The organism is Streptomyces sp. NBC_00775 (assembly GCF_036347135.1).
Classification (GTDB): domain Bacteria; phylum Actinomycetota; class Actinomycetes; order Streptomycetales; family Streptomycetaceae; genus Streptomyces; species Streptomyces lutosisoli.
In genome coordinates, this window is sequence record NZ_CP108938.1 from 7,593,255 (window position 1) to 7,618,789 (window position 25,535).

Consider the following 25,535-nt stretch of genomic DNA (forward strand, 5'->3'; position numbering starts at 1 on the left):
GCGATTTCGAAAAAAGTCCCCTTTGGGGGGTTCTATATTGCTCTGGGCGTTCTATTCTGGTAGGGCCTACGGGGCGAGTGAGGGAGTTCGACCGGAGTAGCCGACTTTGGCGAGACGCAGCAGTACCAGCAGGATCAGCATCCGCTGGGGCCGACGTCGACGGTCGAGCTGAGAGGCTGGAAGGCAGCGGTTGGGCCGGAAGGCGACCCCTAGCACCTGATCCGGACAATACCGGCGAAGGGAACCCGTCTCGTAGGTTTTCGCGTGCCCGCGCCAGGCCCTGCCGGCCCAGCCCGGGCACTCTTCCTGCTCGTCGCTCCTGTTCGTCCGGCTCCTGTTCGTCCGGCTCCCGCTCGTCCGGCTCCTGCTCGACCGGCCTACTGCTCGTCCGGGGTCGTCAGATCGATCAGACGGCAGACCGTCTCGATGTCGATCTTGACCTGGGCGATGGAGGCACGGCCGGAGAGCCAGGTGATCAGGGCCGAGTGCCAGGTGTGCTCGATGACGCGGACGGCGGAGAGCTGGGCGGGGGTGGGGTCGTCGAGACCCATCGCGTCCAGGATGATCACCGTGGTCTGCCGGGAGACCTGGTCGACCTCGGGGCTGACGCTGCGGTCCGCGAAGGTGAGCGCGCGGACCATGGCGTCGGCGAGGTGCGGCTCGCGCTGCAGGGCGCGGAACGCCCGCATCAGGGTCTCCGCCACCCGCTCCGCCGCGGTGTCCCCGGCAGGCGGCTTCTTGCGCAGGGTTCCGTGCATGTGCTCCAACTGGTCCTGCATCGTGGCGACCAGCAGATGGACCTTCGAGGGGAAGTAGCGGTAGAGCGTGCCCAGGGCGACCTGCGAGGACTCCGCGACCTCGCGCATCTGTACCGCGTCGAAGCCGCCCCGGCTGGCCAGTTGCGCGCTCGCGTGCAGGATCCGGCGGCGGCGCGCTTCCTGCCGCTCGGTGAGCGGGGGAGAGGCGGGGTGCGTGGGGGCGTGCGACACCGGTCGCGGGGTCGGTTGCGACGCCGGTCGCGCGTTCTTCGAGTCCGCCTTGGCTTCCGCAGGCATGGGTCCGTTCCGTGACATCAGCGAGAGGGAGCGAGGAGTCAGCATGGCAGGGCTTCGCGCCGTCGCGCGAATCATCGGACCCAGTCACTCCGGTTGGCGTTCCGTCGTGGCGTGAATCACCTGATCCACCGCTCACAGCAGCGCTACCTGCCGGTAGATTCAGTGCTCCTTGAACGATCAAGTCTGAAACTTGTTCTAGATTAGCGTCCCGGCGTAATCTCGCGGGAAAGTGCAGGGAGAAGGGGGCCGTAAGTGACCGCTGAGGCCATGGAGGCGGGCCCCGGGAAGGGTGTGGCCGCCGACGGCGACCGGCCCCTGCGCATCGCGCTCCTGACGTACAAGGGAAACCCGTTCTGCGGCGGTCAGGGCGTGTACGTACGGCACCTCTCGCGCGAGCTCGCCCGGCTCGGCCACGGCGTCGAGGTCATCGGCTCCCAGCCCTACCCCGTGCTCGACGAGGGCGAGGACCTCGAAGGTCTCTCCCTCACCGAACTGCCCAGCCTCGACCTGTACCGCCAGCCCGACCCCTTTCGCACCCCCCAGCGGGACGAGTACCGCGACTGGATCGACGCGCTCGAGGTCGGCACGATGTGGACCGGCGGCTTCCCCGAGCCGCTGACCTTCTCGCTGCGCGCCCGCCGCCATCTGCGCGCCCGGCGCGGCGACTTCGACGTCGTCCACGACAACCAGACCCTCGGCTACGGCCTGCTGGGCAACGTGGGCGCGCCGCTCGTCACCACCATCCACCACCCCATCACCGTCGACCGGCAACTGGAGTTGGACGCCGCCGAGGGCTGGAAGCGCCGCGCGTCCGTACGCCGCTGGTACGCCTTCACCCGCATGCAGAAGCGCGTCGCGCGCCGCCTGCCGTCCGTGCTCACCGTCTCCGGCACCTCACGCCAGGAGATCGTCGACCACCTGGGAGTGGCCCAGGACCGTATCCACGTCGTCCACATCGGCGCGGACACCGACCTTTTCTCGCCGGATCCGGCGGTACGGCAGGTGCCGGGCCGCATCGTGACGACCTCCAGCGCGGACGTCCCGCTCAAGGGGCTCGTCTTCCTCGTCGAGGCGCTCGCGAAGGTGCGCACCGAGCACCCCGGCGCCCACCTCGTCGTCGTCGGCAAGCGCGCCGAGGACGGGCCCGTCGCGCAGGCCATCGAGCGGTACGGCCTCGAAGGCGCCGTCGAGTTCGTCAAGGGCATCTCGGACGCCGAACTCGTCGACCTCGTCCGCTCCGCCGAAGTCGCCTGCGTGCCCTCCCTGTACGAGGGGTTCTCCCTCCCCGCCGCCGAGGCCATGGCCACCGGTACGCCCCTGGTGGCCACCACCGGCGGAGCGATCCCGGAGGTCGCCGGACCCGACGGCGAGACCTGCCTCGCGGTACCCCCCGGCGACTCCGGCGCCCTGGCCGCCGCCCTGAGCCGACTCCTGGGCGACCCGCAGCTGCGGACCCGACTCGGCATCGCCGGCCGCGCCCGCGTACTGGACCGCTTCACCTGGGCCCGAGCCGCCCAGGGCACGGTGGCCCACTACCGCGAGGCGATGGCCCTCTCCGAGCGCACGCCCCCCCACCGCTCCGCGCCGGGCCCCAGCCGCTCCGCGCCCCCGACTCCCGACCGCTCCGCGGCCGCCCACAGCGATGTCGCCCCCGGCGAACCCGTCAAAGACGTTGCTGAAGAAGTAGTTGTAGCCAACCGCGAAAGCAGGGCCACGTGCTGACCGTCGACTTCTCCCGGTTCCCGCTCGCCCCGGGCGACCGCGTCCTGGACCTCGGCTGCGGTGCCGGCCGGCACGCGTTCGAGTGCTATCGGCGGGGAGCGCAGGTCGTCGCCCTTGACCAGAACGCCGAGGAGATCCGCGAGGTCGCCAAGTGGTTCGCGGCGATGAAGGAGGCGGGCGAGGCGCCCGCCGGGGCCACCGCGACGGCCATGGAGGGCGACGCCCTCGCGCTGCCCTTCCCCGACGAGTCCTTCGACGTCGTGATCATCTCCGAGGTCATGGAGCACATCCCGGACGACAAGGGTGTCCTCGCGGAGATGGTCCGGGTGCTGAAGCCGGGCGGCCGCATCGCGATCACCGTCCCGCGCTACGGCCCGGAGAAGGTCTGCTGGACGCTGTCCGACGCGTACCACGAGGTCGAGGGCGGCCACATCCGCATCTACAAGGCGGACGAGCTGCTGGGCAAGATCAGGGAAGCCGGGCTCAAGCCGTACGGCACCCACCACGCGCACGCGCTGCACTCCCCGTACTGGTGGCTGAAGTGCGCGTTCGGCGTCGACAACGACAAGGCGCTGCCCGTGCGGGCGTACCACAAGCTCCTGGTCTGGGACATCATGAAGAAACCGCTGGCCACGCGGGTCGCCGAGCAGGCACTGAACCCGCTGATGGGCAAGAGCTTCGTGGCGTACGCGACCAAGCCGCACCTGCCCGTCGACACCGCCGCGGTGGACGCTTCGTGACCACGCCCCGGACAGAGCACCTCGTCCTGCCCGGGGTCCTCACCGCCGAGGAGGCCGCCGCCACGGTGCGCGGGATCCTCGGGGTGCAGCGGCCGGACGGCGCCATACCGTGGTTCCGCGGTCACCACCTCGACCCGTGGGACCACACCGAGGCGGCGATGGCGCTGGACGCGGCGGGGGAGCACGAGGCCGCCGAGCGGGCGTACGAGTGGCTGGCGCGGCACCAGAACGGGGACGGCTCCTGGTACGCGGCGTACCAGGACGGGGCCCACGACGACGTCACCGACCGCGGCCGTGAGACCAACTTCTGCGCGTACCTGGCGGTGGGCGTCTGGCACCACTACCTGGCCACGGGCGACGACACGTTCCTGGACCGGATGTGGCCGGCCGTCTACGCGGCCGTGGAGTTCGTGCTGCGGCTCCAGCAGCCGGGCGGGCAGATCGGCTGGAAGCGCGAGGACGACGGCACGGCGGTCAACGACGCGCTGCTGACCGGGAGTTCGTCGATCCATCACGCGCTGCGCTGTGCGCTGGCCATCGCCGATCAGCGGGAAGAGGCGCAGCCCGACTGGGAGTTGGCGGTGGGCGCGCTGCGGCACGCGATCCGCAGGCACCCCGAGCGGTTCCTCGACAAGGACCGCTACTCGATGGACTGGTACTACCCGGTGCTCGGCGGCGCGCTGACGGGCGCCGAGGCCAAGTCCCGTATCGAGGAGGGCTGGGACCGTTTCGTGGTTCCCGGGGTCGGTGTCCGCTGCGTGGTCCCCAACCCGTGGGTGACCGGCGGCGAATCGGCCGAACTGGCCCTCGCCCTCTGGGTGGTGGGCGAGTCCGACCGCGCCCTGGAGATCCTCCAGTCCATCCAGCATCTGCGTGACCCGGAGACCGGCCTGTACTGGACGGGTTTCGTCTTCGAGGACCGGGCGATCTGGCCCGAGGAGCTCACCTCCTGGACCGCGGGCTCCCTCCTCCTGGCGGTGGCCGCGCTGGGCGGCGACGAGGCCACCTGCGCGGTGTTCGGGGGCGAGCGGCTGCCGCGGGGCTTGGACCCGGACTGCTGCGGGTAGCTCGCCGAGGGGCCGTGGGGTTGTGTGGAGGGTGCGGGTGGGTGGGGGCTGGTGCAAAAGATTGCGCAGTTCCCCGCGCCCCTAAAAGGGGCGCAGCCCCCAGGAACGGGACCGGCCGGGAACCCGAACGGGTTCGCTCGGGTGGCGCAGTCGCGGGGGCCGGGTGACGCTGCCGGGAGAACCGTTCCCTTCCCGGAGGACCCCGTGCCCGTACCGATACGGCGCCTGATCGTGGCGCTCACCCTCAGCTGCGCCCTGCTCGCCGGCGCCACCGCATGCGGCGGTGGCGGCACCTCTCAGGACACCGTGGCCGTGGCGCCGGCGGCCGCGAGTCAGACCCCGACCCCGACCAGCTCCGCGGAGAAACAGAAGTTCGCCAAGACCCGCTTCGTGGCGAACGCGGGGCTCGCGGCCGGCGCCACCTACCAGTGGATCGTGAAGCCCTGGAAGGCCGGCAAGTTCAAGAAGGGCGCGAAGGGCCGTACCTTCGCGCTGGTCAAGGCGGGGCTCGCGGGTGCCTTCGCGTACAACCGGCTCAAGGCGGCCGTGAAGAACGCCCAGGGCGACCCCCTGCTCTCCAAGGCCATCGCCCCGCTCACGGCGGGCATCGACGCCCTCAAGGACCTGCCGTCCAAGCTGCGCAAGGGCGATGGCTCGGCCGCCGGTTCCTTCGAGGACATCATCAACCAGGTGAAGGAAGCCGGTAAGAGCGCGGGCGCCGAGGTCAAGGACCAGGTGCCGTCGGCCTCCCAGCTCTCGGGCGGCTGAGCCCCGGCTATGTGTTGAGGTCCGCCAGCACCCGTAGCGTGTGCGGGTCCGGTGACAGGACCAGCAGGTCGGTCACCGGGCCCTTGCGCCACAACTCCAGCCGCTCGGCGATGCGTTCGCGCGGGCCGACGAGGGAGATCTCGTCCGCGAAGGCGTCCGGGACGGCGAGGACCGCCTCCTCGCGGCGCCCCTCCAGGAACAGCCGCTGAATCCTGCGCGCCTCCTCCTCGAAGCCCATGCGCGCCATCAGATCGGCGTGGAAGTTGCGCGCGGCGTGCCCCATCCCGCCGATGTAGAAGCCGAGCATGGCCTTGACGGGCAGCAGCCCTTCGGCGACGTCGTCGCAGACGTGCGCGCGGGCCATGGGGGCCACGAGGAAGCCTTCGGGCAGGTCGGTCAGCGATGCCTCGTACGCCTGGGGGCGCGTCGGCGACCAGTACAGCGGCAGCCAGCCGTCCGCGATCCGGGTGGTCTGCGCGATGTTCTTCGGACCCTCGGCGCCCAGCAGGACGGGCAGTTCGGCGCGCAGGGGGTGGGTGATCGGCTTCAGCGCCTTGCCGAGGCCCGTGCCGTCGGCGCCCCGGTAGGGATGGGAGTGGAAACGCCCGTCCAGTTCAACGGGGGCCTCACGCCTGAGGACTTGGCGTACGACATCGACGTACTCCCGTGTCGCGGTCAGCGGCGACTTCGGGAACGGGCGTCCGTACCAGCCCTCGACGACCTGTGGCCCCGACAGGCCGAGCCCGAGCATCATGCGCCCGCCGGAGAGGTGGTCGAGCGTGAGCGCGTGCATCGCGGTGGTGGTGGGGGAGCGGGCGGCCATCTGCGCGATGGCCGTGCCGAGTTGGATGCGGGACGTCTGCGCGGCGATCCAGGTGAGCGGGGTGAAGGCGTCGGAGCCCCAGGACTCGGCGGTCCACACGGAGTGGTAACCGAGCCGCTCCGCCTCCAGGGCGAGCGGCACATGGTCCGCCGAGGGGCCGCGACCCCAGTAGCCGAGTGCGAGACCGAGCCGCATATCGCCTCCAGAGCCAGTCGCCTGACGAACCATCAGCCCGCGTGCCGACGGGAACGGGTTGCGACTGTACGACAACGGCCCCCCGCCCGGAAGGGCGAGGGGCCGCGGGGGAAGCGGGCGGCGTCTAGCCGCGCTGGATCCCCGAGATGTCCTGCAGCACACCACGACGGCCGTCCTGCGTCTGCGCCACCAGGGTGGCACCGCGCTGCTCGACGGCCAGGTACCAGGTGCCCGGCGCCAGTTCGGCGATCGGCGTCGGCGAACCGTCCTCCGCGAACAGCGGACGCGCCACCGGCACGGCGAACCAGAACGGCGAGAAGTCCTGGGCCGCGGGCTGCTGGGCCTGCGGGGCCGACGGCTGCGGCTGAGACGGACCACCGAACGGCTGCCCCGGCCCCTGCTGCGGCTGGGCACCGTAGGGCTGGCCCTGCTGCGGAGCGCCCGGGTAGCCGTAACCACCCTGCGGCTGACCGCCGTAGGGCGGCTGCGGGGCGACGGGCTTGGGGGCGCCGACGAGGGCGGCGCTCAGCGCCGGGACGAGCGGAGTGGCGATCGCGGCGCCGGCGAGGACCACGGAGGCGATCATGCCGAGGATGAGACCGGAACCGGCGCCGTCCGCGTCGATCAGCCACCACAGGAGTGCCCAGCCGGAGGCGACGGACAGAGCCACACCGACGGTTCCCAGGTCGAGGCCGGCCACCTTGCGCGGCTGAGGAAGGCTCCTGGCGAGCGCGATGAGCGCACCGCCGACCACACCGGTCATATAGGTGCCGAGTCCGAGACCCAGGCTGAGTCCCCAGGCGTTCGGGCTGTCGACTGCGCCGCAGTAGCTGCCACTGCAGCTGGCTACGTCGAGGAACGAGGCGATGAACAGCAACACCGCTGCTCCGATCACCACGCCGTCGCCTCGAGTGAGGGAGCGGATATTCACTTCAGGTCCTTCGTCAGTCGTCTCGTCATCGGTGGAGGCGTCGCTGTCACCGTGTCGCCGTCATGGTGACGCCGTCAGGACGCGGTGTGAAGCGCGGGGGTGGCCCCTCATCGTAGGCATGACACTATCGCCCGTTCGATCAGGGTGTCCGCCCGGTTCGATCCGTTGATCGCTACCCGTGCAGGAAACTCACGATTCCCTCAGAGATCCCACGCGCCGCCTTCTGCCGCCACGCGCCGCTGGTCAGCTGCGCAGCATCCTTGCTATCGCGCATGTTGCCGCACTCGATGAACACCTTCGGAACCGTTGACAGATTGAGACCGCCGAGATCCTTTCGGATCACGAGTCCGGTGCCGTCACCGACGTAGTTGGAGGGCCCGTTGCCCGTGACGCGTACGAGGTTGATCTCGATGTGCCCCGCTAAGAACTCCTAACGAAATGATCTTCGAGGTGGTTGGATCACTCCGGGACTGTTGATCCGGGGGTGTGGGGTGGCTCGGTCGAAGCCGTGGAACGTCGATGACGAGCTGTGGGCGGTGATCGAACCGCTGCTGCCGAAGGTCGAGCGTCGGACTCACCATCCCGGGCGGAACAGACATCCGGACCGGTTGGTGTTCCAGGGCATTCTGTTCGTGTTGCATACCGGGATCGCTTGGGAACACCTGCCGCAGGAGCTCGGCTTCGGATCGGGCATGACGTGCTGGCGCCGCTTGGCCGAGTGGACCGGGGCCGGTGTGTGGTCCCGGCTGCACGAGGTCCTCCTCGCCAAGCTCCGCCACGCGAACGCCCTGGACTTCTCCCGGGCGGCGGTCGACGGATCCCACATCCGCGCGTTAAAAGGGGCTCCAAGACGGGACGAAGCCCCGTTGACCGGGGCAGGACGGGCAGCAAGCATCACCTGATCACCGACGCCACCGGCATCCCACTCGCTGTCACCCTGACCGGCGGCAACCGCAACGACGTCACCCAGCTCGTCCCACTGCTCGAAGCCGTGCCGCCCGTGCGGGGCAAGCGCGGCCGGCCCCGGCGCCGCCCCGATGTCGTGCTCGGCGACCGCGGCTACGACCACGACAAGTACCGCCGCCTCGTGTGGGCCCTCGGGGTGAAGCCGGTGATCGCCCGCCGGGGCACCGCGCATGGCTCCGGCCTCGGCAGCCAACGCTGGGTCGTGGAACGCGCGTTCGCCCACCTGCATTGGTTCCGCCGCCTGCGCATCCGCTGGGAGATCCGCGATGACATCCACGAAGCGTTCCTCACGCTCGGCTGCGTGCTCATCTGCTGGAGGCGCCTCATCGCCCGTGAGGCCGCCACCCGCAACTGAGAGCCTCCTGTCCTCAACCCTGCCCGAAGGGCCACGCGGCGCGGACCTGGGCGAGTTGCAGACGCTGGGCATCGACCCAGTCGTCGGGCAGGCGCACCAATACGCAAACCGAGGTGAGGGACACCGCGGTGTCCCTCACCACCACCTCGATCGCGTTGAGGACCTCGCCGCGGGAGATGTATGGTCCCTCCGGCGTGATCCGGATCTCCGGGTTTCGACCGTCGTCCATCCAGCGAACCGGCTGGCCCACGGCGAGCAGTTCGAGCGCCTCTGCCCAATCGTTCAGGTCCTCGGGCAGCAGGCACACCTCTGTGAGGTGGCCCTTCGCGAACTCGCTGGCCACCACGATGTCGACGTCAAGGCAGCCGTCCCACGGGAGCACTCCGGTTGTTGGCCCCGCCACCCGAACGACCATGCTGTTCTCTTCATCAGCAAGGTGGATGAGGTCCACCGGACCGCGCTCGGTCATGTCATATCCCCTGGGCCGTGTGCATGTGTCGACTCATCATGCACACGTCCTCGGCAGACCAGTCCCCCGGGAGAGCGGGCGCTGATCATTCTGTTCGGAGTTCTAAGACCGCGGAGAGGGTGACGGTCAGTTGGGCGCTCCGCGCCAAGGCTCCTGTTTCCTGCTCCCACACCTTTCGGCTCCTGCTGCCCCACAGAGGAGCGGCCTGCCAGGTTGCCTGGCGGGCCGCTCTGGGCAGTGCAGGATCCGACCTGCTTTGTGGGCCTACTTCTGCTGGTACTTGAAGCAGACGCCGATCGGCTTGTAGGCCACCTTGTTCTTCTGGAGCGTCTTCGCGGGGATGCCGGCGGCAGCGGGTCGCTGCACGTCGAACTTCTTACCGGAGTACCTCGTGTATGCCTTGAGGACGCCGTGCTTGCCCCGTGGCACCTCCTTGGATCCGCTCACTGTGATGCTGCGGGACTTCGTGACGTCCCAACCAACGGCCACGGTGATGGCCTTGTACGTGGCGCTGATGTTCTTCGACAGGGTCGTGCTCACGGACTTGGTCTCGTCTATTCGCAGAGTCATGTGCCCGTCTCCGGATGCCTCCGCGATCGCCTTCTTGCCACACTTGCTCCCCGCGGATCGGACATGCACAACCTTGTTGAGCTGGTCTTCCCAATCTCCACCGGCGGCGCGGGTGCCGACAGCCGCCGTGGCTGTTGATGACTCTGCATGAGCGGTGGTGGTGATGCCTGCCAGGCAGGCGGTCAGAGTGACGGCCGCCGCCGTGCGCTGGATGATCTGGCGCTTCACGCGTTCCCCCTTGCTATCGATCGAATGTTTCCGATCGCTTTTGGTCGCAATGAGTCCATCAGGGATCTGTGTGCGACAGCAATGGAGTTGAGATAGATCTGAGCAAGATCGCGATGCGTGAGATCTGTGGCTGTGCCGTGCAGGCTTTGGTGTGAAGGTCGTGCGTCGGGTCGTCTGTGCCGACGTGACACACTGCGCGAATGATTGCTGCCGCTACCCGCGCAGGAAACTCACGATTCCCTCAGAGATCCCACGCGCCGCCTTCTGCCGCCACGCGCCGCTGGTCAGCTGCGCAGCATCCTTGCTATCGCGCATGTTGCCGCACTCGATGAACACCTTCGGAACCGTTGACAGATTGAGACCGCCGAGATCCTTTCGGACCACGAGTCCGGTGCCGTCACCGACGTAGTTGGAGGGCGCGCTGCCCGTCTCGCGGACGAACAGGCCCGCGATGCGCTCGCCCAGGTCGCGGGAGGAGGTGACGATCGGTCGGGTGTCCGCGGCGCCTTCGTGCACCGCCCCCGGCAGGATCACATGGAATCCGCGGTTGCCGGCCGCCGAGCCGTCCGCGTGGATGGAGACGACGGCGTCGGCGTGCGCCTCGTTGCCGATCCGCGCCCGCTCGTCGACGCACGGGCCCCATGCGCGGTCGCCGTCCTGGGTGAACTTCACCGTGGCGCCCTGCTGTTCGAGGATCGTCCGCAGCCGGTGTGCGACGTCGAGCGTGAACTCGGCTTCCGTGTAACCCGCGTTGGTCGAGGTGCCCGTGGTGTCGCACTCCTTCCGGTTCGTACCGATGTCGACCTGGCGGCTGATCTCGGACGTGTGCTGGAAGTTGCCGGCGTTGTGCCCGGGGTCGATGACGACGACCTTGCCCTTGAGGGGTCCGGAGGCGGCGGGACGTGAGGTGGAGGGCGTCGGGCTCGGGGTCGCCGACGTACGCGGCTTGCTGTTGTCCGAGGCGGACGCGGACGGTGAGAGGGGCGCGGAGGACGACGACAGCGGACCCGCCTTGCCGGAACCGCCCCCGTCGCCCGAGTCGTTGCCCACCGCCTGCCACACCAGCCACCCGGCCAGCGCCCCTGGTACAAGGGCGGCGACCGCGACGGTGAGCGGCCCGCGCCGGGAGCGGCGCGGCTGGGGCGGATCGAAGTCAGGGCCTACGTACGACACGTCAGCGACTCTAACCGCGCCCTCAGATCCCTGCTCCGGTTCGCCGCAGGACGCGCAGCGAGTCGGCCACCGAGACCTCGGTGAACGCGCCGGACTCCAGGGCCCTGAGGTAGACGCGGTACGGGGCCTGGCCGGTGAACTCGTCGGCGGGGTCCGGGAACACGTCGTGGATCACGAGGAGGCCGCCCTCGGCGACGTGCGGCGCCCAGCCCTCGTAGTCGCCGTTCGCGTGCTCGTCCGTGTGGCCGCCGTCGATGAAGACGAAGCCGAGGGGTGTCTGCCAGAAGGCGGCGATCTGCGGGGAGCGGCCGACCACGGCGACCACGTGGTCCTCCAGGCCCGCCTGGTGGAGGGTGCGGCGGAAGGTGGGGAGCGTGTCCATCCGGCCGATCTCGGGGTCGACCGTCTCCGGGTCGTGGTACTCCCACCCCGGCTGCTGCTCCTCGCTGCCCCGGTGGTGGTCGACCGTGATCGCGGTCACGCCCGCCTCGCGTGCCGCGTCCGCGAGCAGGATCGTGGAGCGCCCGCAGTACGTGCCGACCTCCAGGAGCGGCAGCCCGAGCCGCCCGGCCTCGACGGCCGCCTCGTACAGCGCGAGCCCCTCTTGGAGCGGCATGAACCCCTTCGCGGCCTCGAAGGCGGCGAGGATGTCGGGCTTGGGTGCCGCGGGCATGGGGTTCCTCCTGCGTGTACGGGTCTTCGTGCGTGTACGGGTTTTCGCGCGGGTCTTCGGTCTTCGGGTTTTCGTGCGGGCCTGCGGGACACATGGTGGCACGGCGCTTCATCCGCCCGTCCTGACGGCTTGACCTCAACCAAGGTTGATGTCCGAGGCTTCTGTCCATGGCCGATGACACAGTTCATGCCGAGACGGTTCATGACGACACGGTTCGCGACGCGGCAGCTCATGACGAGACGGTGCGGTGGATCAGTGACCGTGCCCATCCCCTCGCCCTGCTGGACCCCGAAGCGCCGTACAGCGACCTCCTCCCGTTGGCCGACCTCGTGGGCGACGCCCAGGTCGTGGCTCTCGGCGCGTCGAGCCGCCAGGCCCACGAGCTGGCCACGGCCTCGTCCGGTGTCATCCGGCAGCTCGTCGAGGAGCTGGGCTTCCGCTCCGTCGCGCTGGAGGCGGCCGACACGTCGGGCCTCGGACTCGACGAGTACCTCCGCACCGGAGCCGGTGACCCGCGCGCCCTGCTGTCCGAGGCGCGGCCGTTCCTGCGGACCGAGGAGATCCTCGACACCGTGCGGTGGATGCGCGAGTTCAACCGCGGCCATCCGGACGACCAGGTCCGCTTCGCGGGTACCGCCGCGCGGCCGCTGCGGAAGTCCTCCGGGCTGGACGCGCTCGCCGGCATCGAGCTGAGCATGGCCGAGGACCTGATCGAGTGGCACGAACGGACCGGGGACAAGATCGTCTACTGGGGTGGCATGGTGCACACCGCCAAGGGCGACCCGCGGACCATCTCCCCCTCGGCCACGCCGACGGCCCACCGGAACGCGGGCGGCCATCTGCGCGAGCGCTTCGGAGCGGGGTTCGTGTCCATCGGGCTGATGTTCCAGCACGGCAGGGTCCCGTACCCGGTCCCGGCCCCGCCGCCGGAGTTCGCCGAAACCGTGCTGGGTGACGTCGGACTGCCCGCGTACCTCCTGGACCTGCGCGGCGACGCCCCGGAGGGGGTGCGGAACTGGCTGGGCGCGCCGGCGAGGACGCGGCTGATCGGACCGCACTTCCATGCCGAGACCAGCGCCGACAACTTCATGGCCGGTGGATCGCTCGCAGAGTGGTTCGACGCGATCCTCCATGTGCGGGAGGTCACTTCGGCCCGGTTCCTGCCGGTCAAGGACGACTGAGACGACGTCCGCATACGCGCCGTCCGCATACGCGCCGTCCGGGTACGCGCCGTCCGCATACGCGCCGTCCGGATACGCGCCCCACCGTGACATGCGAACACCCCCGCCGCATGAGCGACGGGGGTGTTCAAGGAGGAGCGGCCGGCCAACCGGTTACGCCGGAACGGTCTCGCCCGGCAGCGCCAGATGCACCTCGACCGGACGGTCGTCGCCGGAGTGCGTCGCCGACGAGGCCCTCGGGCCGTGACCCGAGGCCTTGGCGGCCAGGACGTACGCACCCTCGGCGGGCACGGCGAGCGCGTAGCTGCCGTCCTCGGCGGAGAGCGTGGCGCCGGCCTGGCGGCCGCGGTGGTCGATCAGGGTGACCTTGGCGCGGGCGACGGGGTCGCCGTCGGCGTTCAGGACCAAGCCGCGGAAACCGCCGAGTACCTCGGCCGCCCGCTCCAGGGCGGCCTCCTCCTCGCTGCTGGCGCGCAGCTGGGGCTTGGTCGCCTGGCGCCGGCCGGGCAGGAGGAGGGCCATCAGCAGGCCGACCGCCACCGCGCCGGTCGCGATCAGGAACGAGACGCGGAAGCCGTGCATGGTCGGGATCGCGACGCCGCCCACGTGGTTCGCCGTGTTGGCGAGGACCATGCCGATGACGGCGCTCGACACGGACGTACCGATGGAGCGCATGAGGGTGTTGAGGCCGTTCGCCGCACCCGTCTCCGACGCCGGGACCGAGCCGATGATCAGCGCGGGCAGCGAGGAGTACGCGAGGCCGATGCCGGCGCCCAGGACCACCGCGATCACGAGGCTCTGCCAGGCGGCGTTCATCAGGCCGAGTCCGGCGCCGTAGCCGATCGCGATGATCAGCATGCCGAGGATCAGGGTGACCTTGGGGCCGTACTTCGCGGACAGCTTGGCGTAGACGGGCGCCGTGAACATCATCGTCAGGCCGAGCGGGGCCACGAGCAGGCCCGCGGTGACCATCGACTGGCCGAGGCCGTAGCCGGTGGCCTTCGGCAGCTGGAGCAGCTGCGGCAGGACGAGGGAGACGACGTAGAAGGAGACGCCGACCATGATCGAGGCGAGGTTGGTGAAGAGCACCGCGGGACGGGCCGTGGTGCGCAGGTCCACCAGCGGAGCCTTCAGGCGCAGCTCCATCACGCCCCACAGGACGAGCACGACGGCCGACGCGGCGAACAGGCCGAGCGTGGTGCCCGAGGTCCAGCCCCAGTCACTGCCCTTGGTGATCGGCAGGAGGAAGAGGACGAGGCCCACGGAGAGGCCTATCGCGCCCAGCACGTCGAAGGTGCCCTCGGCGCGCATCGGGGACTCCGGCACGAAGAGGAGGGTGAGGGCGATCGAGAGGACGCCGAGACCGGCGGCGCCGTAGAAGAGGGCGTGCCAGTTGGTGTGCTGCGCGACCAGGGCCGCGGCGGGCAGTGCGAGTCCGCCGCCGACGCCGATCGAGGAGCTCATCAAGGCCATCGCCGAGCCGAGCTTCTCGCGGGGCAGCATGTCGCGCATCAGGCCGATGCCGAGCGGGATGGCGCCCATGGCGAAGCCCTGGAGCGTGCGGCCCACGATCATCGGCATCAGGGCGCTGGTCAACGCGCTGATCAGCGCGCCGACGACCATCACGGCGAGGCTGAGGATCAGCATGCGCCGCTTGCCGAAGAGGTCGCCGAGGCGCCCCATGATCGGCGTGGCCACGGCTCCCGAGAGCAGGGTCGAGGTCAGTACCCAGGTGGCGTTGCTGGGAGTGGTGCTCAGCAGCGTCGGCAGGTCCTTGATGACCGGGACGAGCAGGGTCTGCATCACCGCGACAACGATGCCCGCGAAGGCGAGCACCGGCACGATCGCGCCGCTCTGCCTCCGGGCGGGCTGGTCGGTCGTCGTGTGCGTCATTACGTGTGGCCTCCAGGCCGGAAGAAGAGAAGCACTCAGGGTGCAAGCACTCGGGAGGTAAGGGCGTGGGTGATCCGTGCGGATACGAGGACGGTCGGTCGGGTGATCCGTGCGGGATACGTGCAAGCTGAACCAGGTGTGCCCGGGCAACTATTCCGATGCTTCGGCGTACTAACGAATTCTTGACCCTCTCATGGGTATCTGACCTACCGTCAGAATGAAACGTGTTCTAGTCTGACGCGCACCTTGGGCCTTGGGGAGGCGCGCATGGGCATCGGGACCACACCGGAGCAGCGGGAACTGGCCGAGGCCGTACGCGGCTGGACCACCCGCGCCGTGCCACCCGAGGAGGTCCGCAAACTGCTCGACGCACCGGGCGGCGGCAGACCCGCCTACTGGGACGCACTCGCCGCGCAGGGCCTGCTCGCCGTGCACCTTCCGGAGGCGTACGGCGGTGGCGGCGGCGACCTCGTCGACCTCGCCGTCGTCGTGGAGGAGGCCGCGCGGGCCGCGCTGCCGGGGCCGTATCTGGCGAGCGTGCTGGCGTCGGTGGTCCTGGCCGGGGCGGACGATCTCGTACGGGCCCTGGGGTGCGGGGAGCGTATCGGTGCCGTGGCGTTCGGTCCGGGCTCCCTGGCCGCCGTCGCGACGGACGGCGGATACGTGCTCGACGGGACGGCGCCGCCCGTGCTGTCGGGCGCCGACGCGGACGTGCTCGTGCTCGCCGCCTCGTCCGGCGGCGACACCGTATGGCTCGCCGTCGACGCCGCCGATCTCGTCGTACGCCCCCACGAGAGCGCCGATCCGACGCGGGCGACCGCCGAGGTCCGGGCGGACGACGTGCGGGTCCCCGCCGACCGCGTCCTCGCCGTCGACCCGGCCCTGGTCCGCGACCTCGCCGCCGTCCTCCTCGCCGCGGACGCCTGCGGCACCGCCGCGTGGGCGCTGCACACCGCCGCAGAGTACGCCAAGGTCCGCGAACAGTTCGGCCGGCCCATCGGCCACTTCCAGGGCGTGAAGCACCTGTGCGCCGACATGCTCGTACGGCTCGAACAGGCGCGGGCGCTGACGTGGGACGCGGCACGGGCGGCTCAAGAGGCCTCCGGTGCCTCCGGTGCGAAGGAGTTGGCGGCCGTACGGGAATCGGTGGCCGTACGGGAGTTGGTGGCGTCCCTCGCCGCCGGTACCGCTCTCGACGCCGCGTACTCCTGCGCCAAGGACTGCGTCCAGATCCTCGGCGGCATCGGGTTCACCTGGGAGCACGACGCCCATCTGTATCTGCGCCGGGCGATCGTGGCACGGCAGCTGTTCGGGGCCGGGGACACACACCTGCGGCGGGCCGCCCGGCTCGCGCGAGGCGGCGTACGGCGGGAGCTGCGCCTGGAGCTGCCGGAGGAGGCGTCCGCGTACCGGGCGGAGGCCCGCGAGGTCATCGAGGGTGCGCGTGGGCTCGATCCGGCGGCCGTACGGCGGCTGCTGGCGCCCACGGGGTACGCCGCCCCGCATCTGCCCCCGCCGTACGGACTCGGCGCCGGGCCCGTCCAACAGCTCGCCGTACAGCAGGAGTTGGCGGCGGCGGAGGTACGGATCAGTGAGCTGGGGATCGCCACCTGGGTCGTGCCGTCCCTCGTCGCCTACGGCACCGACCGGCAGCGGGAGCACCATCTGCTGCCCACCCTGCGCGGGGACCTCCTGTGGTGCCAGCTCTTCTCGGAGCCGGGCGCCGGGTCCGACCTCGCCTCCCTGCGCACCCGGGCCGAGCGGACCGACGACGGGCGCTGGCGGGTCAACGGGCAGAAGGTGTGGACGAGCGCGGCACAGTGGGCCGACTACGGGATCCTCCTCGCGCGCACGAATCCGGCGGCGCCCAAGCACAAGGGGCTCACCTATTTCGTCGTCGACATGAAGAACACGGACGGCATCGACATCCGTCCCCTGAAGGAGATCACCGGCGACTCCCTCTTCAACGAGGTCTACTTCGACGACGTGTTGCTGCCCGCCGACGCGGTCGTCGGCGAGATCGACGACGGCTGGCGCGTCGCCCGCAACACGCTCGGCAACGAACGCGTGCACATGGCCGACCAGTTGACCTTCGACACCGGTCTGGAGGCACTGATCGCGCGGGCCGACGAGATCGAGGGAGCGCGTCTGGGGGCGCTCCTCGCCGAGGCGCACGCGCTGGCCTGCATCGGGCTGCGTACGACCCTGCGGCAGGTGTCCGGCGCCGAACCGGGCGCGGGCGCCTCCGTGCGGAAGCTGGTGCAGACCGCGCACCAGCAGAAGGTCGCCGAGCTCGGCCTCGAACTTCTGGGCCCCGCAGGCGCGTTGCAGGAGGGCGCCGGCGAGCGCGCCGTGCACGGCTTCCTGCTCTCCCGCTGCCTGACCATCGCGGGCGGCACCACCCAGGTCCAGCTCAATGTCGTCGCCGAGCGCATCCTCGGCCTGCCGCGAGACTAGGAGTGAGTGCCATGAAGGCGTACGTCGTCGGGGTCGGGATGACCAAGTTCGAGAAGCCCGAGACCCGGGAGTGGCAGTACTGGGACATGGTGAAGGAAGCGGGGACCAACGCCCTTGCCGACAGCGGGATTTCGTACGACCTCGTCGAGCAGGTCCCCGTCGGCTACTGCTTCCAGGCCTCCACCGCGGGCCAGCGCGCCGCCTACGAACTGGGCCTGACCGGCGTGCCCGTCTACAACGTCAACAACAACTGCGCGACCGGGGCGAGCGCGCTGATGCTGGCCCGACAGTTCGTCGAGGGCGGGATCTCGGACTGCGTACTCGCGCTGGGGTTCGAGAAGATGAAGCGGGGCGCGCTCGGGGGAGGCGCCGACGGAGGAGACTTCCAGACCTCACCCGTCGCGCGGCACTACGGGATCATGGCCGCCCGGCACGGCTTCGAGATGTCCCCGCCCACCGCGCAGATCTTCGGTGACGCGGCGCGCGAACACATGGAGAAGTACGGGACCACGGAAGCCCAGCTGGCAGCCGTCGGCGCCAAGAACCACCGGCACTCGGCGAACAACCCGTACGCCCAGTTCCAGGACGTGTACTCCGTCGACGAGATCCTCGCCGCCCGGACCGTCCACCGGCCGCTGACCAAGCTCCAGTGCTCACCGACCTCGGACGGGGCGGCGGCCGCTGTCGTGGTGTCCGAACGGTTCGTCGAGCGGCACGAGTTGGGGGAGCGAGCGGTCGAGATCGTCGCGCAGGCGATGACCACCGACACCGAGGAGTCCTTCGCGTCCGGCTCGTGCGTCGACGTCGTCGGACAGCCGATGTCGCGGGAGGCCGCGCGCCAGGTGTACGAGCGGTCCGGACTCGGCATCGAGGACGTGGACGTCGTAGAACTGCACGACTGCTTCTCCGTCAACGAGCTGCTGACGTACGAGGCGCTCGGCATGTGCGGGGAGGGGGAGTCCGGCAAGCTCGTCGAGTCGGGTGCCACGACGTACGGCGGACGGTGGGTGGTGAACCCGTCGGGCGGGCTGATCTCCAAGGGGCATCCGCTCGGGGCGACCGGTATCGCCCAAGTGGCCGAGCTGGTATGGCAGTTGAGGGGAGAGGCGGGGCCACGGCAGGTGGCGGACGCGCGGGTCGGGCTCGCGCACAACATCGGGCTGGGCGGGGCGGCGGTGGTGACGCTGCTGGCCCGGGCGGGGGCCTGACAGCGCCGCCGCCGCTGTCCGTGACTCTCGGGACCTAGGTCTCCTGGCCCACGGGCGCGTGCGGCGAAATCCCGATGCAAGGGGCGTAAGACGGTTGAGAGCATGACACGCATGCTCCGAGCCGCTGAAGACACCCGAAGATTCATATCCGGACGTAACGCCCCGCCCCTGTGGGCGGTGGTCGCGCTCGCGTGCGCCGGACAGTTCCTCGTCGTGCTGGACGTGTCCGTCGTCAATGTGGCGCTGCCGTCCATGCGGACCGACCTAGGGCTGAGCGAGGCGGGGCTGCAATGGGTGGTGAACGCGTACTCGATCGCCTTCGCCGGGTTCATGCTGCTCGGCGGGCGCGCCGGTGACCTGTACGGGCGCAAGCGGATGTTCCTAGTGGGGCTCGCGCTGTTCACGCTGGCCTCGCTCGGCGGCGGGGTCGCCCAGGAGGGCTGGGAACTGCTCGTCGCGCGGGCCGTACAGGGGCTGGGGGCCGCCGTGCTCGCGCCCTCGACGCTGACGATCGTGACGTCGGCCGTCCCGGAGGGCGCCGCACGCGCGCGGGCCATCGCGACGTGGACCGCCGTCGGCGCCGGGGGCGGCGCGGCGGGCGGGCTGGTCGGCGGGCTGCTCGTCGACGGCCTGTCGTGGCGATGGGTGCTGCTCATCAACGTGCCGGTCGGCGCGGTGGTGCTGACGGCTGCCGCGCGGTGGCTCGTGGAGAGCAGGGCCGGGGACGGGCGACGGCTCGACCTGCCGGGCGCGCTGCTGGTGACGGCGGGGCTCGCGGCACTGGCGTACGGGATCGTGCAGACGGAGGCCGAAGGGTGGGCGGCGTCGGAGACGCTGGTGCCGCTGTGTGCCGGGCTCGCGCTCATCGCCTTGTTCCTCGTCGTCGAGTCGCGGACGAAGGCGCCCCTGATGCCGTTGAAGCTGCTGCGGCTGCGGTCGGTGTCGTCGGCGAACGCGGCCAATTTCGTGTGCGGCTCCGCGATGTTCTGCATGTGGCTCTTCATGTCGCTATACGCGCAGAACGTGCTCGGCTACTCGCCGTTGGCAGCCGGGCTCGCCGTGGTGCCGAGCTCGCTGGCAGTGGTCCTCGGCTCGAAGGCGGCGCCCCGCTTCATGCCGGTGATCGGGGCACGCAACGTGGCGGTGCTCGGCACGCTGGTGGCCGCCGTCGGCTTCGGCTGGCAGTCCACGATGACCGCGGACGGCTCGTACGTCACCGCGATCATGCTCCCAGGGATCCTGATGATGGCGGGCGCGGGCCTGTCCGCGACACCGCTGGCCGCGCTCGCCACCTCGGGCGCGGCTCCGGGGGACGCCGGGCTGGTGTCGGGGCTGGTCAACACCTCGCGGGTGATGGGCGGTTCGCTCGGGCTCGCCATCATGTCCACGATCGCGGCGGCCCGTACGGCGGGCAGCTCGTCGGCGGAGGCGCTGACCGCGGGGTACGCGCTGGCCTTCCGTACGGGAGGCTTCGTCCTGCTCGGCGGGACGGTGTTGATGCTGGTGTGGCTGCCGCGAAAGATTTCTGGACTTTCCCGGGGCTGAGGCAACGAAATGAGACCCTCGCGGACTCCTTTAGACATCTAGGAGGTGCCCATGGGGGATCGGAAGCAGGCTCGGGACGAGGAGTTCCAGAGCTTTGTCATCGGCCGCTGGCCGCGGTTGATGCGTACGGCATTTCTCCTCGCGGGGGAGCAGCACGCCGCGGAGGACCTGGTCCAGTCGACGCTGGAGCAGGTGTACGTGGCCTGGCGCAGGGTCGGTGCCGCCGACGACCCGGAGGCGTATGTACGGCGGGTGATGATCAACGGGCATGCCCGCAAGCACCGCAGAAAACTCAAGGAGTTCCTCGCACCGAAGGACGACTCGGGCCTCACCCACGAGCTGCCCGACAGCGGTGACCGGATCGCCCAGGCCGACGACCGCAGCGCGCTGCTGAAGGCGCTCGCCCAACTGCCCGCGCGGCAGCGCGAAGCGGTGGTCCTTCGCTACTGGGAGGACCTGAGCGAGAGCCAGGTGGCGGAGGCGATGGGCTGCTCGGTGGGCGCGGTGAAGAGCAACGCGGCCAAGGGGATCGCGAAGCTCCGCGCCATACCTGGCCTGGCCGAGATGGTGACGCACGGAGGGCGGAAGTGATGAGCGCGGACCGGGAGACGAACCACGACATGGCGACACACAGGGACATCGCCCTCCTGCTGGCCGAGGCCGCGGACGAGGTCGAGATCGGCATAGCCCCCTACCAGGCGGTGGTCCGCGGCGGCCGCCGCCGCAAGGCCCGCCGCTGGGCGGTCGCGGCCGCCGCGGCCCTGGTGATCGCCGGATCGACGGGGACGCTGGCGCTGGCCGGGGTGACCGGCGGCGACGGCAAGCAGGTCGCCCCGGCCGCCACCCGCCCGCCGACGGCCGAGCAGCGGCATGTGTACGCGCCGCAGCGGACCACGCTGGCGAGCGCACGGGAGAACGGCAAGGACTGGAGCGTCACCCTCGACGTGTGGGGGGCGCCGAAGAACGAGGCGGAGGCGGAGCGCCAGCATGCCGCGATGGATGAGTACCGGGTGCATCCGGTGGGAGTGACCAAGGCCAAGGACCTGATCGGCAGCGACTGGTACTTCGTGCACCTGATCGTGGGCGATGTCACGACGACGGCGGTGATGGAGGGCCAGTTCGACCGGAGCGATTCCAACCCGGGCGAGTACCTCGTCTCCGGCGCGATGCCGCTGCACACGGGCAAGCAGGGCACGGCCGGCTCGCGCAACCGGCTCGTGATCGGCGATGTCTCCCCGACCACCCGACAGGTCACCTGCACCTGGAACGACGGCTCGACGACCATCGTCCCCATGGCCCCCAAGGGCGCCGGCTTCAGCTGGGACTTCAAGCCCATGATCCGCCAGGCCAAGGGCTCCCCGACCAACTGGTTCGTGTGCCTGGCCCCGGAGGGCAAGGTGTTCAAGTCGGCGGCGGCTTCGGGGTGACGGGGGTTGAAAAGATTGCGCAGTTCCCCGCGCCCCTTAAGGGGCGCGGGGAACTGCGCGAGCAACCCCCACCCACCCGCAGCCAAAACACAACCCACGGGGTCTGGGGCGGAGCCCCAGGAACGGGATGGGACGGGTAGCGGCGGCGGGGGCGAAAAACCAGGCCCGAGCCCCCGACAGCTACAACCACCCCTGCTGACGTGCCTCCCGCATCGCCTCCATACGGTTGCGGGTCCCTGTCTTGCCGATCGCCGAAGAGAGGTAGTTGCGGACCGTCGACTCGGAGAGGTGAAGCTTCGTCGCGATGTCGGCGACGGTGGCACCGTCCACGGAAGCCTTGAGCACATCGCACTCGCGACCGGTGAGCGGATTGGGCCCAGCGCTCAACGCGGCCGCGGCGAGCGCCGGATCGATGACGGTCTCCCCGGTCAGCACCCGCCGGATCGCCTCGGCCAACTCCTCCACGGGCCCGTCCTTGACCAGGAACCCCGCGGCGCCCGCCTCCATGGCCCGGCGCAGATACCCGGGCCGCCCGAAGGTGGTGAGGATCAGCACCCGGCAGTCGGGCGCCTCGTTCCGCAGTTCGGCCGCCGCGTCCAGCCCGCTCATACCGGGCAACTCGATGTCCAGGAGGGCCACATCAGGCCGATGCGTCAGTGCCGCGTCCACGATCGCGTCTCCCGCGGACACCTGCGCGACCACCTCGATGTCCGCCTCCATCCCGAGCAGCAGAGCGAGCGCGCCCCGCATCATTCCCTGGTCCTCGGCGAGCAGGACACGAATGGACTTGGCGGGCCGGTGATCCCGGGGCATCTCGTTCACGGGGCCAAGCGTAAGGCGCGGGGGCGGACGCGACCGCTTGGAGTGCTTGCTGTGGCGGGTAATTAAAGAGTCGTCCTTATTCGGCTCCGCGAGTCTTGACGGCCTCTGACTCCGGGAAAACAATCGGGTCGGCATTCAGCGGCCACCTTTGCCATTCCTGTGCCGGTCCAAGTTCCGTAAATGTTCGACATTTCGACCGAGATATGGTTCGGCATTTCGACCGAACGGCGTTCGGTATTTCGGCAAAGTGCCCGCACTGTCTGCCTGCACTGCCTACCTGCACTGCGTACCCGCACCGCCTGCTCGCACTGTCCACCCGCACTGCCTACCAGGAACGGAAGAGGTGCACCGTGTTCTTGAAGTTATGGCGCTCGCGATCACAACGCCTCAGAAGAACCGCCCTGTCCGTGCTGTCGGGGTTCGCGACCCTCGCGCTCGCCGTCGGCCTCTCGATCGGCCTCGGCGCGCCGCAGGCCGCGGCCGCCGGCTCGCTCCCCTGCGACCTCTACGCCACCGCGGGCACGCCCTGTGTCGCCGCGCACAGCCTCGTCAGAGCGCTCTACTCGTCGTACAACGGCTCGCTGTACCAAGTGCAGCGCGCCTCCGACAGCGCCACCCTCGACATCGGTCTCCTGGCCGCCGGAGGTTACGCCAACGCCGCGGCGCAGGACTCCTTCTGTACCGGCACCACCTGCATCATCACCAAGATCTACGACCAGTCGTCGCGCCACAACGACCTCACCGTCGAGGGCGCCGGCGGTGCCGGCGCGGCCGATGTCGGCGCGCCCGCGGACGCCCTGCCGGTCACGGCCGGCGGGCACCAGGTCTACGGGCTGGAGATCTCGGCCGGCATGGGCTACCGGGACAACTCGACATCGGGCGTCGCGGTCAACGGGCAGGCCGAGGGGATGTACATGGTGACCTCCGGCACCCATGTGAACGGCAGCTGCTGCTTCGACTACGGCAACGCCGAGACCAACAATCAGGACACCGGCAACGGCCACATGGACGCGATCAACTTCGGTACCGAGTGCTGGTTCTCGCCCTGCTACGGCGGGGGCCCCTGGGTGCAGGCCGACCTGGAGAACGGGCTGTTCCAGTCGGACTCCGGTTACAGCAAGAACTCGTCGAACACCGGCACCGGTGCGATGCCGTTCGTGACCGCGCTGCTGAAGAACAACGGTCAGGACCATTTCGCGCTGAAATACGGCAATGCCCAATCGGGGAGTCTGACGACCACCTATTCCGGGGGTGAACCCACCACCAGTGGTTACTCGCCCATGCATCAGGAGGGCGCGATCGTCCTGGGCACCGGCGGCGACAACAGCAACGGCTCCATCGGCTCCTTCTTCGAGGGCGTCATGACCTCGGGCATCCCGACGGACGCCGCCGACAACTCCGTGCAGGCCAACATCGTCTCCGTCGGCTACGGCGGCTCCACCGGCAGCACCGGCTCACTGACGGCGGGTTCGGAGATCTCGCTGCGCGCGACGACCTCGTGCTGCACGACCGACTACATCCGCCACCAGAACAACGCGGCGGTCGTCTCGGCGATCACGTCCAGCAGCTCGACGCTCGACAAGAGCGACGCCACCTGGATCGTGCGCCGGGCCCTCGCCGCCGGAGCCGGCAGCTCCTGCGTCTCCTTCGAGTCGCGGAACTACCCGGGCGACTTCCTGCGGCACTACAACTACCAGCTCTACCGACAACCCATGGTCGGCACGGCGCAGTTCAGATCCGACGCCACCTTCTGTCCACAGACGGGCAAGAGCGGCACGGGGTACTCGTTCGCGTCGTACAACTATCCGACGAGGTTCATCCGCCACTACAACTACAACGTCTACATAGCGAGTAACGGCGGTTCGAACACCTGGGACAGCGCCACCTCGTGGACGGACGATGTGAGCTGGGTCGTCACCGCGCCCTGGGCGCCTTAGAGGACCGACAGTTCCGCCGGTTCCGCGGGGAGTTGACCCTCCACGGGGAGTTCGGCGGTGACCGTGAAGCCGCCGCGCGGCGACGGGCCGGCCCGCAGGGACCCGCCCGCCGCCGTGAGGCGTTCGGTCAGGCCCTTCAGGCCCGTCCCGCCGATGCCCAGCGCGGACGACATGGACGACGCGGAGGGTGCGCCGTCCCCGCCCCCATCTCCGTTCCCGTCCCCGTCCCCGTTCCCGTTCCCGTTCCCGTCTCCGTCGTCCGTGATCGTCAGACGGACGCGGTCCGGGGTGCCGTCCAGCGTGATCTCGCAGCGGGTCGCGCCACTGTGCCGTACGACATTGGTGACCGCCTCGCGGACCACCCAGCCCAGCAGCGCCTCGGTCTGGGGGACGAGCGGCGGCCCCGACTGCCGTACGACCGGCTCGACGCCCACCGCCGACAACGCCGAACGGGCGCCGTCCAGTTCCGTGGCGAGGCTGCCCTCGCGGTAGCCGGTGACCGCCTCGCGGATCTCCGTGAGGGCCTGGCGGCCGACCGACTCGATGTCCGTGACCTGGACGAGGGCCGCGTCCAGGTCACGGTGGGCCAGCCGGCGGGCCGCCTCCGACTTCACCACGATGACGGAGAGCGTGTGGCCCAGCAGGTCGTGCAGATCGCGGGAGAAGCGCAGCCGTTCCTTCTCGACGGCACGGCGCGCCAACTCCTCGCGGGCCGCGCGCAGTTCGCGTACGGCCTCGGAGAGGGAGAGGATCGCGGCCGTCACCATCGTCGACAGGAAGGTGCCGTAGGCGACGTTCACCGCGTCCCAGCCTGCCCGGTAGAAGGAGACCACCGCCGCGAGCGCGGTCACGCCGAGGCCGATCTGACCGAGCCGCGGGCCCCGCAGCACGGCCCCGGTGGCCAGCCCGAGCAGCGGGAAGAAGTACAGCCAGCTGCCGCCGTACCCGAGGGCCAGCCCGCTGGTGACCAGGCCCATCAGGACGAGCGCCAGCCGGGTGGAGCGGGCCTCGCGCGTCTGCTTCAGGAAGGCGCGGAACGTCACATAGATGTACAGGGAGTTGAAGGTGAGCAGACCCAGGCCGCCGACCCAGGGGTTCGGGGTCTCGCCCTGGAGGAGGTTGGAGAACGCGCCCATCCCCATCAGCAGCCACGGCAGCAGCGCGAAACCGGTGGGCGGCGGACCCGGATTCTCGGGCATCTTCCCGCCGCTTTTGCGGGCGGCCCGCTGCTCGGCCTTGAAGCGCTCCATGTCGGCCCTCCAGCGTGCCCGCGCCGTCTGCCACTGCCGTACCTGGCAGGTGACCTCTCGTATCCAGGACATGTCCCGCT

Annotated in this window: 22 protein-coding genes and 1 pseudogene; 12 read left to right on the forward strand and 11 right to left on the reverse strand. The window is 70.0% G+C overall.

Going from position 1 to position 25,535, the window contains the following annotated elements:
• Positions 1-377 precede the first annotated feature (377 nt).
• Positions 378-1,055 (reverse strand): TetR family transcriptional regulator, encoded by a 678-nt coding sequence (locus OIC96_RS33770; RefSeq protein ID WP_330304227.1) that lies wholly within the window; start codon positions 1,053-1,055, stop codon positions 378-380.
• 252 nt (positions 1,056-1,307) lie between these two features.
• On the opposite strand from OIC96_RS33770, the gene OIC96_RS33775 reads away from it, so the two are divergent.
• The 4 genes from OIC96_RS33775 to OIC96_RS33790 all read left to right on the forward strand — a co-directional run bounded on the left by OIC96_RS33775 (position 1,308) and on the right by OIC96_RS33790 (position 5,352).
• The gene (locus tag OIC96_RS33775; protein WP_330304226.1) at positions 1,308-2,777 is read left to right on the forward strand and encodes a glycosyltransferase family 4 protein; all 1,470 of its coding nucleotides are present in this window, start codon (positions 1,308-1,310) and stop codon (positions 2,775-2,777) included.
• Positions 2,771-3,517 carry a class I SAM-dependent methyltransferase gene (locus OIC96_RS33780; protein ID WP_327428321.1) on the forward strand — a complete coding sequence of 249 codons (747 nt, stop codon included), beginning with the start codon at positions 2,771-2,773 and terminating at the stop codon, positions 3,515-3,517. Before OIC96_RS33775 ends, OIC96_RS33780 begins: the two co-directional genes overlap by 7 nt.
• A complete protein-coding gene (locus tag OIC96_RS33785) occupies positions 3,514-4,584 on the forward strand; it encodes a prenyltransferase (protein WP_330304225.1) in 1,071 nt (356 codons plus the stop codon). Before OIC96_RS33780 ends, OIC96_RS33785 begins: the two co-directional genes overlap by 4 nt.
• Positions 4,585-4,788: 204 nt before the next feature.
• Positions 4,789-5,352, forward strand: a complete 564-nt coding sequence (locus tag OIC96_RS33790; protein ID WP_330304224.1) for a hypothetical protein — start codon at positions 4,789-4,791, stop codon at positions 5,350-5,352.
• Between the two features lie 7 nt (positions 5,353-5,359).
• On the opposite strand, the gene OIC96_RS33795 is transcribed toward OIC96_RS33790, so the two are convergent.
• From OIC96_RS33795 to OIC96_RS33805, 3 genes and pseudogenes are all read right to left on the reverse strand, one after another.
• Positions 5,360-6,370, reverse strand: coding sequence for an LLM class F420-dependent oxidoreductase (locus tag OIC96_RS33795; protein ID WP_330304223.1), 1,011 nt, complete (start codon positions 6,368-6,370; stop codon positions 5,360-5,362).
• Positions 6,371-6,494: 124 nt separating this feature from the next.
• Complete coding sequence (locus OIC96_RS33800) at positions 6,495-7,301, reverse strand: DUF5336 domain-containing protein (protein WP_330304222.1); 807 nt, start codon at positions 7,299-7,301, stop codon at positions 6,495-6,497.
• Between the two features lie 172 nt (positions 7,302-7,473).
• Positions 7,474-7,704, reverse strand: a pseudogene (locus tag OIC96_RS33805) (N-acetylmuramoyl-L-alanine amidase); the annotation flags it as partial.
• An 88-nt stretch (positions 7,705-7,792) separates the two neighbouring features.
• Here OIC96_RS33805 and OIC96_RS33810 point away from each other — a divergent pair.
• Positions 7,793-8,622 (forward strand): IS5 family transposase gene (locus OIC96_RS33810; RefSeq protein ID WP_330304221.1). Its coding sequence is split into 2 segments (ribosomal slippage): positions 7,793-8,119 and positions 8,122-8,622, totalling 828 coding nucleotides; the frame shifts between segments, so codons are not numbered across the junction.
• A gap of 13 nt (positions 8,623-8,635) precedes the next feature.
• Here the strand turns inward: OIC96_RS33810 and OIC96_RS33815 are convergent.
• From OIC96_RS33815 to OIC96_RS33830, 4 genes are all read right to left on the reverse strand, one after another.
• Positions 8,636-9,091, reverse strand: coding sequence for a DUF5959 family protein (locus OIC96_RS33815; RefSeq protein WP_330304220.1), 456 nt, complete (start codon positions 9,089-9,091; stop codon positions 8,636-8,638).
• Positions 9,092-9,355: 264 nt separating this feature from the next.
• On the reverse strand, positions 9,356-9,889 hold the full coding sequence (locus OIC96_RS33820; RefSeq protein ID WP_330304219.1) for a hypothetical protein: 534 nt from the start codon (positions 9,887-9,889) through the stop codon (positions 9,356-9,358).
• A gap of 213 nt (positions 9,890-10,102) precedes the next feature.
• Entirely contained in the window at positions 10,103-11,062 is a 960-nt protein-coding gene (locus tag OIC96_RS33825) for an N-acetylmuramoyl-L-alanine amidase (RefSeq protein ID WP_330304218.1), read from the reverse strand.
• 22 nt (positions 11,063-11,084) lie between these two features.
• Positions 11,085-11,735 carry a class I SAM-dependent methyltransferase gene (locus OIC96_RS33830; RefSeq protein WP_330304217.1) on the reverse strand — a complete coding sequence of 217 codons (651 nt, stop codon included), beginning with the start codon at positions 11,733-11,735 and terminating at the stop codon, positions 11,085-11,087.
• 167 nt (positions 11,736-11,902) lie between these two features.
• On the opposite strand from OIC96_RS33830, the gene OIC96_RS33835 reads away from it, so the two are divergent.
• Positions 11,903-12,916 carry an erythromycin esterase family protein gene (locus tag OIC96_RS33835; protein ID WP_330304216.1) on the forward strand — a complete coding sequence of 338 codons (1,014 nt, stop codon included), beginning with the start codon at positions 11,903-11,905 and terminating at the stop codon, positions 12,914-12,916.
• A gap of 153 nt (positions 12,917-13,069) precedes the next feature.
• Here OIC96_RS33835 and OIC96_RS33840 read toward each other — a convergent pair whose 3' ends face one another.
• Positions 13,070-14,809: an MFS transporter gene (locus OIC96_RS33840; RefSeq protein WP_330304215.1), complete on the reverse strand. Its 1,740-nt coding sequence runs from the start codon at positions 14,807-14,809 to the stop codon at positions 13,070-13,072.
• A gap of 267 nt (positions 14,810-15,076) precedes the next feature.
• Between OIC96_RS33840 and OIC96_RS33845 the strand changes: the two genes are divergently transcribed.
• The 5 genes from OIC96_RS33845 (at position 15,077) to OIC96_RS33865 (ending at position 21,446) form a co-directional block, all read left to right on the forward strand.
• On the forward strand, positions 15,077-17,266 hold the full coding sequence (locus tag OIC96_RS33845) for an acyl-CoA dehydrogenase (protein WP_330304214.1): 2,190 nt from the start codon (positions 15,077-15,079) through the stop codon (positions 17,264-17,266).
• An 11-nt stretch (positions 17,267-17,277) separates the two neighbouring features.
• Complete coding sequence (locus OIC96_RS33850; RefSeq protein WP_330304213.1) at positions 17,278-18,474, forward strand: lipid-transfer protein; 1,197 nt, start codon at positions 17,278-17,280, stop codon at positions 18,472-18,474.
• A 102-nt stretch (positions 18,475-18,576) separates the two neighbouring features.
• A complete protein-coding gene (locus tag OIC96_RS33855) occupies positions 18,577-20,019 on the forward strand; it encodes a DHA2 family efflux MFS transporter permease subunit (RefSeq protein WP_330304212.1) in 1,443 nt (480 codons plus the stop codon).
• Between the two features lie 51 nt (positions 20,020-20,070).
• Positions 20,071-20,610, forward strand: a complete 540-nt coding sequence (locus tag OIC96_RS33860; RefSeq protein ID WP_327428309.1) for a SigE family RNA polymerase sigma factor — start codon at positions 20,071-20,073, stop codon at positions 20,608-20,610.
• Positions 20,610-21,446 carry a hypothetical protein gene (locus tag OIC96_RS33865; RefSeq protein WP_330304211.1) on the forward strand — a complete coding sequence of 279 codons (837 nt, stop codon included), beginning with the start codon at positions 20,610-20,612 and terminating at the stop codon, positions 21,444-21,446. Before OIC96_RS33860 ends, OIC96_RS33865 begins: the two co-directional genes overlap by 1 nt.
• A 180-nt stretch (positions 21,447-21,626) precedes the next feature.
• Here OIC96_RS33865 and OIC96_RS33870 read toward each other — a convergent pair whose 3' ends face one another.
• On the reverse strand, positions 21,627-22,259 hold the full coding sequence (locus tag OIC96_RS33870) for a response regulator transcription factor (RefSeq protein WP_327434996.1): 633 nt from the start codon (positions 22,257-22,259) through the stop codon (positions 21,627-21,629).
• A gap of 359 nt (positions 22,260-22,618) precedes the next feature.
• On the opposite strand from OIC96_RS33870, the gene OIC96_RS33875 reads away from it, so the two are divergent.
• Positions 22,619-24,205 (forward strand): alpha-L-arabinofuranosidase B, encoded by a 1,587-nt coding sequence (locus OIC96_RS33875; RefSeq protein WP_330304210.1) that lies wholly within the window; start codon positions 22,619-22,621, stop codon positions 24,203-24,205.
• Here the strand turns inward: OIC96_RS33875 and OIC96_RS33880 are convergent.
• Entirely contained in the window at positions 24,202-25,527 is a 1,326-nt protein-coding gene (locus tag OIC96_RS33880) for a sensor histidine kinase (protein ID WP_330304209.1), read from the reverse strand. The genes OIC96_RS33875 and OIC96_RS33880 overlap by 4 nt on opposite strands.
• Between the last annotated feature and the right edge of the window lie 8 nt (positions 25,528-25,535).

Excerpts from the sequence above, each read along its gene's own strand:
- OIC96_RS33770 (WP_330304227.1), bottom strand. The coding sequence starts at position 1,055 with ATGCCTGCGGAAGCCAAGGCGGACTCGAAGAACGCGCGACCGGCGTCG.
- OIC96_RS33795 (WP_330304223.1), bottom strand. The coding sequence starts at position 6,370 with ATGCGGCTCGGTCTCGCACTCGGCTACTGGGGTCGCGGCCCCTCGGCG.
- OIC96_RS33815 (WP_330304220.1), bottom strand. The coding sequence starts at position 9,091 with ATGACCGAGCGCGGTCCGGTGGACCTCATCCACCTTGCTGATGAAGAG.
- OIC96_RS33830 (WP_330304217.1), bottom strand. The coding sequence starts at position 11,735 with ATGCCCGCGGCACCCAAGCCCGACATCCTCGCCGCCTTCGAGGCCGCG.
- OIC96_RS33835 (WP_330304216.1), top strand. The coding sequence starts at position 11,903 with ATGGCCGATGACACAGTTCATGCCGAGACGGTTCATGACGACACGGTT.
- OIC96_RS33840 (WP_330304215.1), bottom strand. The coding sequence starts at position 14,809 with ATGACGCACACGACGACCGACCAGCCCGCCCGGAGGCAGAGCGGCGCG.
- OIC96_RS33845 (WP_330304214.1), top strand. The coding sequence starts at position 15,077 with ATGGGCATCGGGACCACACCGGAGCAGCGGGAACTGGCCGAGGCCGTA.
- OIC96_RS33850 (WP_330304213.1), top strand. The coding sequence starts at position 17,278 with ATGAAGGCGTACGTCGTCGGGGTCGGGATGACCAAGTTCGAGAAGCCC.
- OIC96_RS33855 (WP_330304212.1), top strand. The coding sequence starts at position 18,577 with ATGACACGCATGCTCCGAGCCGCTGAAGACACCCGAAGATTCATATCC.
- OIC96_RS33860 (WP_327428309.1), top strand. The coding sequence starts at position 20,071 with ATGGGGGATCGGAAGCAGGCTCGGGACGAGGAGTTCCAGAGCTTTGTC.
- OIC96_RS33865 (WP_330304211.1), top strand. The coding sequence starts at position 20,610 with ATGAGCGCGGACCGGGAGACGAACCACGACATGGCGACACACAGGGAC.
- OIC96_RS33870 (WP_327434996.1), bottom strand. The coding sequence starts at position 22,259 with ATGCCCCGGGATCACCGGCCCGCCAAGTCCATTCGTGTCCTGCTCGCC.
- OIC96_RS33880 (WP_330304209.1), bottom strand. The coding sequence starts at position 25,527 with ATGTCCTGGATACGAGAGGTCACCTGCCAGGTACGGCAGTGGCAGACG.